This window comes from Achromobacter sp. D7-1, from assembly GCF_059760445.1.
Map to the genome: position 1 here is coordinate 1 of NZ_JCBAMT010000134.1, position 12,026 is coordinate 12,026.

Below are 12,026 nucleotides of genomic sequence, written 5' to 3' on the forward strand. Positions count from 1 at the left end.
ATTGAGGGTCGTAGACGAGCCGGCCCGAGCAGCGCTCAGGCCGGCGGATCCGGAAGAAATTCTATTCCTGCTCACCGAATTTACTGTCGAACAATGATTGAATTTCAGAAAGGGCCTGATCGGCGTCGTTGCCGGAGGCCTCCAGCTTAACCGTCACGCCCAGCCCGGCCGCCAGCATCATGACGCCCATGATGCTCTTGGCGTTCACGCGCTGCGCGCCGCGCGAGATAAAGATCTCGCTGGAAAACTTGCTGGCCAGCTGCGTCAGCTTGGCAGCCGCCCGGGCATGCAAGCCCAGTTTATTGCTGATGACGATGTCTGTATTAGGCATAGGAAATATGGTGGCTGCGGCATGACGCCGCAGTGTTGTTCACAGCAAAACGTCGAACCGCCCTTCGGCCAGAATCGATAGCCGACATAATAGGGCAAATTTCCGCCCGTCAGTCTACACGCAAGACACCCTGAAGCCCCCCGGCCAGCGCCTTCTCGCGGGTTTCGGCCAAGGGCAGATTGCGATAGGTCAGGGCCCGCAGCAGCATCGGCGTGTTCAAGCCGGCCAGCACGCAGCACTGGATGCCCTGGGCCTGGGCATCGGAGACGGCGCGCTTGGCAATGTTGGCAGGCGTGGCGCCGATCAGGTCGGTCAGCACCAGTACGCCTGCGCCGTGCTCCTGCTCCAGAATGTCCTTGAGGACTTCCGGCGCCAGGTCGTCCGGGCGGTCTTCAGGCTGGATGTCGTGTATGGCCAACATGCCGTCCAGGTTGCCCATGACGTGGCTGGCGCAATCGCGTATCGCCGCGCCCAGGGGCGCGTGCACGACGATGACTATACCTGTGGTCATGACGGGAATCCCGGCGGGTCAAGCTGCCGCGGCAGAGGTCGCCACGGCCTTTTCCAGCGCCTGGACGAACATGCCCGCGACATCGAAACCGGTTTGCTCCGCGATTTCCACGAAACAGGTGGGGCTGGTGACGTTGACCTCAGTGACGTAATCGCCAATGACGTCCAGGCCGACAAGCAGCAGGCCGCGGGCGGCGAGCTTGGGAGCCACGGCCTCGGCGATCTCGCGGTCGCGCGGGGAGAGTTCCTGCGCCACGCCGCGGCCGCCGGCCGCCAGATTGCCGCGAGTTTCGCCGGCCAGCGGAATACGGGCCAGGCAATACGGCACCGGCACGCCGCCGATCAGCAGGATGCGCTTGTCGCCCTTGACGATGTCGGGAATGTAGCGCTGCGCCATGATGGTGCGCGCGCCATTGTCCGTCAGCGTTTCGAGGATGGCGTTGAGGTTGGGATCCTTGGGCTGCAGCCGGAACACGCCGGTGCCGCCCATGCCGTCCAGCGGCTTGACGATGACATCGTGATGCTCGTCGTGGAACGCCTTCAGGCGGGCCATGCTGCGGGTCACCAGCGTGGGCGCGGTGAACTCGCTGATTTCGGTGATGGCCAGCTTTTCGGGATGGTTGCGGATCGCGGCGCCGGTGTTGAACACTCGGGCACCCTGCGCCTCGGCGTATTCCAGCAGATGCGTGGAATACACGTATTCCATGTCGAACGGCGGGTCCTTGCGCATGACCACAGCGCCGAATTCCGCCAGCGGCAGATCCTGGGCGGAAGATTCGCGCCACCAGTCATGGCCATGCAGATCGGCATCCGCAACCAGTTCGATGGGGGTAGCCGCGGTCTTGACCGTGCCCGCCTCGATATAAAGATCGCCCTGCATGGCCACGCTGAGCGTATGGCCGCGCGCCACCAAGGCACGCATCATGGCGACAGAGCTGTCCTTGTACGCCTTAAGCAGCGGCAAGGGATCCAAAACGAACAATACATGCATCGCGACACCCTGAACGGACGCCGCCTTCCCTCGCGGGAAGGCGGCTTTATGACATCGTAGCGCAGAGCCGCCCAATTAGCGAACCCGCCGGCGCAACAGCAGACGGCGGGCTGCAAAAGCGGCGTAGCCTCCCTGGAGAGGCTACGGCAGGAGCTCAGGCAGCCGATTCAGGCTTGCCCGCAGGCACGGCCTTTTTCTTCGGCGCCAGCACCATGACCATCTGACGGCCTTCGAGCTTCGGCATGGCTTCGACCTGGGCAAGTTCCAGCAGATCGTCGCGCACACGTTCAAGCACCCGCATACCGAGTTCCTGGTGGGCCATTTCGCGGCCACGGAAACGCAGCGTCACCTTGGCCTTGTCGCCTTCTTCGAGGAAGCGGCGCAGATTGCGCAGCTTGACCTGGTAGTCGCCCTCGTCGGTGGCCGGACGGAATTTGACTTCCTTGACCTGGATGACCTTCTGCTTGGAACGAGCTTCGGCTTGGCGCTTCTGCTCTTGGTACTTGAATTTGCCGTAGTCCATCAAACGGCAGACCGGCGGCTCGGCGTTCGGCGCGATTTCCACCAGATCCACGTCGCTTTGCTCGGAAAGACGGAACGCGTCGGCGATCTTGACGATGCCCAGCTGTTCTCCGTCCAGACCTATCAGGCGCACCTCGGGGACGCGGATTTCACCGTTGATGCGATTGGCTTTTTCAGTGGCGATGTTGAAAGCTCCTAGAAATGTTAAGCAGCGCTGCTACCAGGTTGGTTGACGTCGCGACGGGTGGACACGTCCTCGGACAAGCGCGCGACGAATTCGTCGTATGCGATGGCCCCGAGGTCCAGTCCGCCCAGTCCGCGTACGGCTACGGTGCCGTTTTGCTTTTCCTTGTCGCCGACGACGAGGATGTACGGCACCTTTTGCAGGCTGTGCTCCCGAATTTTACGAGTGATTTTTTCACCGCGCAAATCGGACTCTACTCTAAAGCCTTGTTTTTTCAGGCTTTGCGTGATTTCAGCCGCATAATCGGCCGAAGGTTCGGAAATGCAGCATACGACAGCCTGCACCGGAGCCAGCCAGGGAGGCATCGCGCCGGCGTGGTTTTCGATCAGCATGCCGATAAAACGCTCCAGCGAACCGAGGATTGCACGGTGCAACATGACCGGCGGGCGGCGCTGGTCGTTCTGGTCCACGTACTCGGCGCCCAGGCGCACGGGCATGGAAAAGTCGACCTGGATCGTGCCGCACTGCCAGTGACGGCCGATGGCGTCCTTCAGGGTGTATTCCACCTTGGGACCGTAAAAGGCACCCTCGCCCGGCGACACTTCGAACTCGCAGCCGGTGCGGCGCAGGCTCTCCATCAGGGCCGCTTCGGCCGTGTCCCAGACTTCGTCCGAGCCGATGCGCTTTTCAGGACGCGTGGCGACCTTGTACAACACCTCGGTGAAGCCGAAATCGCGGTAAACCTTTTGCAGCAGTGCCGTGAAGTCGGCGCACTCGTCCTGCAGCTGTTCTTCGGTACAGAAGATGTGGCCGTCGTCCTGCGTAAAGCCGCGCACGCGCATCATGCCATGCAGCGAACCCGAGGGTTCGTTGCGGTGGCACTGGCCGAATTCGCCGTAGCGCAGGGGCAGTTCGCGATAGGAATGCAGGCCGGCATTGAATATCTGCACGTGGCCCGGGCAGTTCATCGGCTTCAGGCCGTAGACGCGGTTTTCGGACTCCGTGGTGAACATGTTTTCACGGTAGTTGTCCCAGTGGCCCGTCTTCTTCCAGAGCGAAATGTCCAGGATCTGCGGCGCCTTCACTTCCTGGTAGCCGTTGTCGCGGTAGACGGAGCGCATGTACTGCTCCACCTGCTGCCACAGCGCCCAACCCTTGGGGTGCCAGAAAATCAGCCCGGGAGCCTCGTCCTGGAAATGGAACAGTTCCAGTTCGCGGCCGATCTTGCGATGGTCGCGGCGCTCGGCCTCTTCCAGCATGTGCAGATAGGCTTCCTGCTCTTCCTTGGTCGCCCAGGCGGTGCCGTAGATGCGCTGGAGCATCTCGTTCTTGCTGTCGCCGCGCCAGTAGGCGCCGGCCACCTTCATGAGCTTGAAGACCTTCAGCTTGCCCGTGGACGGCACGTGGGGGCCGCGGCACAGGTCGATGAAGTCGCCTTCGCGGTACAGGCTGAGCGGTTCGTTCGACGGAATCGAGGCGATGATCTCGGCCTTGTACTTTTCGCCGATGCCCTTGAAGAATTCGACCGCGTCGTCGCGCGACCATTCCTCGCGCGTGACGACTTCGTCCTTCTTGGCAAGTTCAGCCATCTTCTTCTCGATGGCGGCCAGGTCTTCCGGCGTGAACGGGCGTTTGTACGAGAAGTCGTAGTAGAAGCCGTTGTCGATCACCGGACCGATGGTGACTTGAGCGTCCGGAAACAGCTCCTTGACGGCATAAGCCAGCAAGTGCGCCGTGGAGTGGCGGATCAGGTCCAGGCCGTCGGCGTCCTTGGCCGTCACGATGGCCAGACGGGCGTCGCCCTCGATGCGAAAGCTGGTATCGACCAGCTTGGAATCCGAGCCCTCGAACGTCACGCGGCCGCCCAAGGCGGCCTTCGCCAGGCCCGTACCGATCGATTGCGCCACTTCGGCAACCGTTACCGGCCCCGGATATTGGCGCTGCGAACCATCGGGCAATGTGATCTGTACCATCGGGAGTGCTTCCTGGGGGGGTTCTGGGAACTAAAAAAACAAAATACGGAAACGAAAAACGCGGCCTGAGAGCCGCGTTTCCTGGATTGTCTTGCTGAGTCCTACCGCTGACCTGACACGGTGAAACCCGACGCACGAAAACTTAACGCGACATAGGGCGAAAGTTCCGGGTCGTAGTTCGTGCCAGCGGGAAAAACATGGTGTCTGGACCTATTGGTGCGCGCCGCAGCGGCATGGATCAAAACCAGCAAACAATGCACTGCGCAACAGAAGCGGTGCTTATCGTCCACGATTGTATCACTACTTGCGCTCTTTCCGTGGCAAAAGCGCCACAGCGCGTCCGACCGCTCCAGCCGGTTGCACCTGCGCTGTGCGCCACTGCGCCATAACCCAAAACCTCACCCGTCGTCACGGCCTAAATCCAGAATGTTCCGGGCGTGCTTCTCGCATATATGACAGGTAGATGGTGCAACAGTCTGATTTTGGCGAGATTCATGTCCCGCAGGGCATGCGAAAACGTAATCTGCCTTCGCAAATTCAGGACTATCCGCGACCTGCGCAATCGACCGCCGGCGTTCCCCCATCCTGCATGTGGAGCATCGATGAAAACTGTCTCAGCGCTCACTCTCAAAGCGCCCCCACACCTCAGCCCCGAGCCCGCCGAAACCGGCGACCGCCCGGGTACACGCCGGCACCTGCTCCTGTCCCGGCCGCCGCCCCTCATCAAGGTGGCCATCCTGGACGACCACCCCGTGGTGGCCGTGGGCGTGGGCGCCTACCTGGAGAGCCGCCCGGGCTTCCGGGTGGTCCACCGCGAAACCTCGGCGCGCTCCTTGCTGGAAAAACTGTCCCACTCGCCCTGCGAAGTCGCCCTCGTCGATTTCTACCTGCCGCTGGAACCCTGGGACGGCGTGAATTACCTACGCCGCCTGCGCCGCTATCACCCCGCAATGGCGCTCATTACCTTCTCGGCGGGCAGCCGCCAGGAAACCCAGTACGCCGCGTACCGAGCGGGCGCGAACGGCTACTTCGCCAAGGAATGCGGCATGGTGCTGCTGCCGGAAATGATCCGTGGCGTGCTGGCGGGCAGGGAGGAATTTCTCACGGTGCAGGACGGCAAGATCCGCCCGCAACAGCCGACGCACCCCCACGCGGCCTTGACGACTTCGGAAGTCGAAATACTGCGCCATATCAGCCAGGGCCTGTCCGTCACGCAGATTTCAGCGCGGCTGATGCGCAGCAAGAAGACCATCAGCACCCACAAGCGCCGGGCCATGCGCAAGTTGCAGCTATCCGACGATCTGTCGCTGGCGCTCTACCTGCGCGAGAAGTTCGCCGAATGAACGCCGCCCGGCGTCAGGCCCCACCCAAAGCCGCGGCTCAAATGATCCGGGAGTAACTGGCCGCGGTGCCTGGCGCCTGCAGGTAGCCGTCGAACGCCATGGCGACGGCCCGCACGAAGTACCAGCCCAGGCCGGTTACCTGCAACTCGCCCGCGCGCAGGTTGACCAGGCCCAGCTCGGCAAGATTCGCCATCTGCTGCAGTTCCTGGCCAAAACTGTCGGCGAACCTCAAACCGTGGCGCGCCTCGATCTGGCCAAAGTCCACACGGCCCTGGCACATGATGTCCATGATGATCTCGCGCCGCACCAGGTCGTCCGCGCTCAGCGTCAGCCCTCTTTCGATGGCGAAGCGCCCTGCTTCGATCGCCGCGTAGTACTCGTCCAGAACCTTGGCGTTCTGGCTGTAGGTGTTACCGATGCGGCCGATCGCCGACACGCCCAGGGCAACCAGATCGCGGTCCGGCTGCGTGCTGTAGCCTTGGAAATTGCGGTGCAACTCCCCCTTCTGCTTGGCGATCGCCAGTGCATCGCCTTCCAGCGCGAAATGGTCCATGCCGATGTAGGCGTAGCCTTGCTTCAGGAAACCGTCGATGGCGGCGCTAAGCAGCCCCACCCGCGTTTCCCTGTCGGGCAGGTCCGCCTCGTTGATGCGGCGTTGCGGCTTGAAACGGGTCGGCAGATGCGCATAGGCATAGAGCGCGATGCGGTCCGGCCGCAACGCGATGACCTGGGCGATGGTGCGGGCAAAGGATTCCGTGGTCTGCAGCGGCAGGCCGTAGATGAGGTCCATGTTGACCGAGACATAGCCCAACGCCCGCGCGCTCTGCATCAACGCCCGCACGTCCTCGAATGATTGCACGCGATGCACCGCCGCCTGCACCCGCGGATCGAAATCCTGCACGCCGAAGCTCAGGCGGTTGAAGCCCAGTTCGCGCATGTGGGCCAGGCGCTCGGGCGTGGCGGTGCGGGGGTCCACCTCGATCGAGATTTCCGCATCGGTTTCGAAGCGGAACGCGCGGCGCAGATTCGCCATCAGCCCCGACAGTTCCTCGTCCGACAGGAAGGTCGGCGTGCCGCCTCCGAAATGCAATTGCGACACAGGCACGCCTTCGCCCAGCTCGCGCACATGCAGCTCGATCTCGGCAGCCAGGGCGTCCAGATAACGGGCGGCGCGGCCGTGATGGCGGGTCACCACCTTGTTACAGGCGCAGTAATAACAGACCGACTCGCAGAACGGGATGTGCACGTAGAGCGACAGAGGTTCCGCAGGCGCCGCCGCGCGGCGTTGCTGCAACGCCTGCCGGTAATCCTGCTCGCCGAAGCCGCCATGATACCGGTCCGCCGTGGGATATGAGGTGTAGCGAGGGCCGTTTTTGTCCAGCCGCGCCAGCAATTGGGGCGGGAACAAGGGGCTGGCGGCGGAGGGCTCGCGGGATTCAGTCTGTAATGGGCGTAGGGCGGCTTGCATACCTGGAATTATTCGCCTGTGCCGGCCACTGCGGTTTGATCTTGCGCAAACCCCGGCGATCTTCCCGCCGGACCAATCCCCACGTCCCGCATCAACCCGTGGAACGCGCGCGCGGCCTCGCCCCCCGTAAAATGCGGCCTTGTTAAAGATGCACAACACGGAAACCACCATGGACACTGAACTGGACGGCCGCCTGCTCGCCATGCGCCAAGCGCTGGCGATCGCCATCGCCCTCTCGACCCGCAGCAGCCCCCAGGCCACCGACATGGCGCTGGAACTGCTCAATGACCTGAAGGCAGGCATGGACAGCACGCCCTCGGACAGCCCATTCGAGAAAGCGGAATGGGTGGTGGGAGCGCAAGACGAGCTGGACGGCATCGCGCGCCTGGTGCGCGCCTTCACGCAGACGCCGGAGCCGGACGGCGAGGCGCAGTAGCCTGCCCTAGCGAGGCGGCGCGCCTGCCGCCATGCCGCAAGGCGCGGTGGGCGGCGTCGCGCGCCAGTACAGGCCAGGAAAGTCCCGTCCGACGGCGACGAATCCCGGACCGGGCGCCTGCACTTCCAGTTCCAGCGCACCGCATGCCTGCACCATGTCCTTCGGCACCCAGGGACTGAAGCGGAGTTGCCCGTCTATCAACACCAAAGGCTGCTCCGGCAGGCGTAGCGCCAGCGCCCCTGCTTCGTCGGGCGGCCCCGATATCAGCCTGACCGGCCCGCCCAGCGCGGCCTTGGCGGGTTCATGCAGGGCATCGGCCAGCGCCTGGGCATCGAAGTAGCGCCAGTCCGACGTCTTGCGCGCCAGCCCTGCCCCGCCCGGCGAGGTCAGCACGACCCGCGCCATCAACAGCGCCTGGACCAGCACAAAGACCAGTACGGCATCGCGCCGCCGCACGGCCCCCCAAGCGCCGCCGCGCATCAGTTCCATCGCCGCTGGCACCACGAACAGCAGATAAGGCGTGCCCCAGTGCAATTGCACCTGCGAGCCGCTGGCAAGCGTCATGACGCTGACGAAGGCGAGCGGCGTGAAGCCGAACGACAGCAGAATGGCGCGGCCCGCATCGCCCGGCTGCGGCTCCGCTTCCACGCTGGCCATGGCTGCGCCGCGGCGTGACAACCACCACAAAACACCCAGCAGGATCCAAGCCGGCATCGCGCGGTTCAGCAACTGGTCGCCCCACCATCGCGCCACCTCCGCCGCGCGGCTGCTCCAAGGCAGACCCGCGGCCAGCGACGAGGCCATCGCGTAATTCAGGGGCTCGAAATCGTTGTAGGCCAACCAGCACAGATGGGGGGCAAAGACCGCCAACGCCGTCAGCGCCGCCACCTGCAGGCCGAAACGGTGCATGGGGTCGCGCCAGCCGCGCTGGCTCAACCAGAACACCAGCACGGCGGCGCCCGCCACCGCGCTCTGGTACTTGGACAAGGCTCCCAGGCCCAGGCAGACGCCCAGCACGATCCACCACCCGATCCGGCGCGTGGTCCAGGCCTTCCAGCACGCGGCGGCGCAGCCCACCGCCAGCGGGATCAACACGATCTCGTGGTTGTAGAAATACAGGCGGCCGTTGTAGAAGGTGACGCACAGGCCCGCCAGCAACGCCGCCCGCGCGTAGCCGCTGCCACGCATGTCCCGCAGCCAGCGCCACAGCAGCGCGAAGGCGCCCAAGGTGCAGAGCGCGCCGACGATGTAGCTCGTCCAGGCCGACCAGCCCAGCAATCGCACCGCGGGCCACAGCAGCCAGGTCGGCAACGGCGGATGCTTGTAGTAACCCCATTCCAGGCTGCGCACCCAGGTGAGCTGCTCGATGTTGTCGGTGGGAGGCGCCAGGGCCGCCCGGTCCAGCAGCGTCAGCCATGCCAGCGCGAACACCGCCATGCCAGCGCCGATCCGCCAGCCCTCGGACCCGGATGCCCGCTCCGCAACTTCCTTCACTTCCCTCTCCCTTGCTGCCGGCGCCGCGCGCTGCTTCATGCCCTTCATGGGGCGGGACGGAGTATGGGATGGCCCCTGCCCGCAACAGAGGCGATTCTGTTCGGGATTTGTCGGGAAACTGTAAAGCGCGCAAAGGTCTTCCTAACTGGCCTGACCACTCTAAATAAAGAGGTGAAATCCCTGTGATCGTTTTCCCTTGAAATGGAAAATTCTCCTTCTTATTCAAGGATGAGATGCCTATATTTGGTGGCCTGACCACTTGAGCCGAAGTCCCCGCCTCACGCGCCGATGAACACCTTCCAAGCCGCTGCCGTCACCCGCCTGTACCGCGTCATCGCCGACCAGATCGCCGGCCGGATCCGGGCTGGCGAATTCCCTCGCGGCGGGCGCCTGCCTTCTGAGCGGGAACTGGCCGAACAGCTGCAAGTCAGCCGCGCGTCGATCCGCGAAGCCCTGATCGCACTGGAAATCGAAGGCTATGTCGAGGTGCGCGTAGGTACGGGAGTCTTCGTCACCGCCGCCCGGGAAGCGGCCACGCCCGCCGCCGGCTACTCCGCGCCTGGACAGGACGGCATCGGCCCCTTCGACCTGCTGGAAGCGCGCATGCTGATCGAACCCGAATGCGCCGGCATGGCCGCGCAGCATGGGTCGCCCGCCCAGATCGCCGCCATCCGCGATGCTCACGAGGGCATGTCGCTAGGCAATTCGCCCGGCCGCCACGACCGCGAATTCCACAACGCCATCGCCGCCGCTTGCGGCAACGCCGCGGTCGCGGCCTCGGTGGCTCATTTGTGGGAATTGACGCAGACCAGCCCGGTGTACAGCCGCATGGAGGATTACTTCGTCGACACCAAGGTCTGGGCGATCGCCCATGCCGAGCACCAGCGCATCCTGATTGCCATTCAGGCGCGCGACCCGATCCGCGCGCGGCACGCCATGCATGCGCATCTGCTGGGCATCCTGGCACGCCTGCGAGAGGACTTTGGCGACGACAACGGCGCGCCGCAATGGTGCGCGGCACGCTGAAGAGCACCCATACGAAGCATTGTTGTAGCGGCTCCACCCGTAGTACCCCTGAAAACACAGGTGGCATGAGGTTTGCTTGCCAGAGCACGGCATCCGCGACGCGGACACCTGTCAGATCCTTTCCAGCCCGGAGGCTCGCAGTGAAATCGAAAAAATGGTTCTCCCTAAGCATCGGCGCACTGGTCCTCGCGGCCGCGCTGCCCGCCACTCAGGCCCTGGCCCAGACCAAGGGCGGCACGCTGAACATGATCGTCCAGCCCGAACCGCCGGTGATCGTCACGGCCATCAACCAGCAGGGCCCCACGCAATTCGTCGCTGGCAAGATCTACGAGAGCCTGCTGACCTACTCCACCGAATTGAAGCCGCAGCCCGGCCTGGCGAAATCGTGGGACGCCTCGGCCGACGGCCTCACCTACACCTTCCACCTGCAGGACAACGTCAAGTGGCACGACGGCAAGCCCTTCACGTCCGAGGACGTGGTGTTCTCGCTGGCGGACATGCTGCCCAAGACCCATGCGCGCGCCCGCGTGATCCTCAACAAGTTCGTGGAATCGGTGCAGGCGCCGGACGCCAAGACGGTGGTCATCAAACTGAAGACCCCCTTCCCCGCCTTCATGCTGATGTTCGAGCCGGGCTTTGCGCCCATGATGCCCAAGCACATTTACGCGGGCACCGACTACATGACCAATCCGGCCAACCAGAAGCCAGTCGGCACCGGCCCGTTCATGTTCAAGGAATGGAAGCGCGGCGAGTACATCAAGCTGACCCGCAACCCCGACTACTGGAAGCCGGGCAAGCCCTATCTGGATGAGCTGGTGTTCAACGTCATCCCCGATTCCGCCTCGCGCGCGGTGGCCTTCGAGCGCGGCAGCGTGGACGTGCTGCGCGGCGGCGACGTCGACAACGTCGACATCAAGCGCCTGCGCGCCCTGCCCAAGGTCGAATACACCACGGCCGGCTGGGAGATGTTCTCGCCGCAGGCCTACCTGATCTTCAACATGCGCAAGCCGCCCTTCGACAACCTGAAGGTGCGTCAGGCGGTGATGGCGGCGATCAACCGCAACATGGTGGTCAACAACATCTTCTTCGGCCTGGGCAAGGTCTCCACCAGCCCCTTCGTCACCACCGAGATGTTCTACGACAAGAACATGCCGCCGCTGGCGTTCGACATGAAGAAGGCGCGCGCGCTGATCAAGGAATCCGGCATCAAGCCCGAGGACTACACGATCCGCCAGCTGAGCTTCCCCTACGGTTCCACCTGGGATCGCCTGGGCGAGTACACCAAGCAGGCGCTGGAACAGCTGGGCTTCAAGGTCAACCTGGAAGCCACCGACGCGGGCGGCTGGGCCAGCCGCACGGGCAACTGGGACTTCGACATGACCACCACCTTCACCTACCAGTACGGCGACCCCGCGCTGGGCGTGCAGCGGCTCTATGTCTCGTCGAACATCGTCAAGGGCTCGCCGTTCGCCAACGTGCAGGGCTACAGCAATCCCGAGACCGACAAGCAGTGGGAAACCGCCGCATCCGAGGTGGATCCCGCCAAGCGCCAGGAGATCTATACCAAGCTGCAGACCACGCTGGTCAATGAGATTGCCAACGGCTTCCTGGTGGACATGGAGTTCCCCACGCTCTACCGCGGCAATGTGAAGAACCTGGTCAAGACCGCCATCGGCCTGAACGAGAGCTTCGACGACGTGTACATCGAGAAATAAGCGCCGCAGGACGCCGCCGCGGCAGGCCTGCCG

Annotated in this window: 11 protein-coding genes; 4 read left to right on the forward strand and 7 right to left on the reverse strand. The window is 63.8% G+C overall.

The genetic code is table 11. The features are described 5' to 3' along the window. Positions 1 to 61 precede the first annotated feature (61 nt). From AC6LKD_RS31455 to thrS, 5 genes are all read right to left on the reverse strand, one after another. The gene (locus tag AC6LKD_RS31455) at positions 62 to 331 is read right to left on the reverse strand and encodes an HPr family phosphocarrier protein (RefSeq protein ID WP_013392913.1); all 270 of its coding nucleotides are present in this window, start codon (positions 329 to 331) and stop codon (positions 62 to 64) included. Between the two features lie 109 nt (positions 332 to 440). Continuing rightward, the gene (locus AC6LKD_RS31460; protein ID WP_013392912.1) at positions 441 to 842 is read right to left on the reverse strand and encodes a PTS sugar transporter subunit IIA; all 402 of its coding nucleotides are present in this window, start codon (positions 840 to 842) and stop codon (positions 441 to 443) included. Between the two features lie 18 nt (positions 843 to 860). Beyond that, on the reverse strand, positions 861 to 1,832 hold the full coding sequence (gene gshB / locus AC6LKD_RS31465) for a glutathione synthase (protein WP_013392911.1): 972 nt from the start codon (positions 1,830 to 1,832) through the stop codon (positions 861 to 863). Between the two features lie 154 nt (positions 1,833 to 1,986). Further along, positions 1,987 to 2,538: a translation initiation factor IF-3 gene (gene infC, locus AC6LKD_RS31470; protein ID WP_080551054.1), complete on the reverse strand. Its 552-nt coding sequence runs from the start codon at positions 2,536 to 2,538 to the stop codon at positions 1,987 to 1,989. 20 nt (positions 2,539 to 2,558) lie between these two features. Further along, positions 2,559 to 4,511, reverse strand: coding sequence for a threonine--tRNA ligase (gene thrS, locus AC6LKD_RS31475; protein ID WP_013392910.1), 1,953 nt, complete (start codon positions 4,509 to 4,511; stop codon positions 2,559 to 2,561). Between the two features lie 602 nt (positions 4,512 to 5,113). Here thrS and AC6LKD_RS31480 point away from each other — a divergent pair. After that, entirely contained in the window at positions 5,114 to 5,854 is a 741-nt protein-coding gene (locus tag AC6LKD_RS31480) for a response regulator (protein ID WP_041653256.1), read from the forward strand. Positions 5,855 to 5,891: 37 nt separating this feature from the next. Here the strand turns inward: AC6LKD_RS31480 and hemN are convergent, their stop codons facing one another. Beyond that, positions 5,892 to 7,322, reverse strand: a complete 1,431-nt coding sequence (gene hemN, locus AC6LKD_RS31485) for an oxygen-independent coproporphyrinogen III oxidase (RefSeq protein WP_498118444.1) — start codon at positions 7,320 to 7,322, stop codon at positions 5,892 to 5,894. A 169-nt stretch (positions 7,323 to 7,491) separates the two neighbouring features. Between hemN and AC6LKD_RS31490 the strand changes: the two genes are divergently transcribed. After that, positions 7,492 to 7,758 carry a hypothetical protein gene (locus AC6LKD_RS31490; protein ID WP_041653252.1) on the forward strand — a complete coding sequence of 89 codons (267 nt, stop codon included), beginning with the start codon at positions 7,492 to 7,494 and terminating at the stop codon, positions 7,756 to 7,758. Between the two features lie 6 nt (positions 7,759 to 7,764). Here AC6LKD_RS31490 and AC6LKD_RS31495 read toward each other — a convergent pair whose 3' ends face one another. Next, positions 7,765 to 9,252: a glycosyltransferase family 39 protein gene (locus AC6LKD_RS31495; protein ID WP_498118445.1), complete on the reverse strand. Its 1,488-nt coding sequence runs from the start codon at positions 9,250 to 9,252 to the stop codon at positions 7,765 to 7,767. Positions 9,253 to 9,540: 288 nt separating this feature from the next. Here AC6LKD_RS31495 and AC6LKD_RS31500 point away from each other — a divergent pair, with 288 nt between their 5' ends. Both AC6LKD_RS31500 and AC6LKD_RS31505 read left to right on the forward strand, forming a co-directional pair. Next, on the forward strand, positions 9,541 to 10,278 hold the full coding sequence (locus AC6LKD_RS31500; RefSeq protein ID WP_013392905.1) for a FadR/GntR family transcriptional regulator: 738 nt from the start codon (positions 9,541 to 9,543) through the stop codon (positions 10,276 to 10,278). Positions 10,279 to 10,418: 140 nt separating this feature from the next. Further along, positions 10,419 to 11,993: an ABC transporter substrate-binding protein gene (locus tag AC6LKD_RS31505; protein WP_492277135.1), complete on the forward strand. Its 1,575-nt coding sequence runs from the start codon at positions 10,419 to 10,421 to the stop codon at positions 11,991 to 11,993. Positions 11,994 to 12,026: the final 33 nt, after the last annotated feature.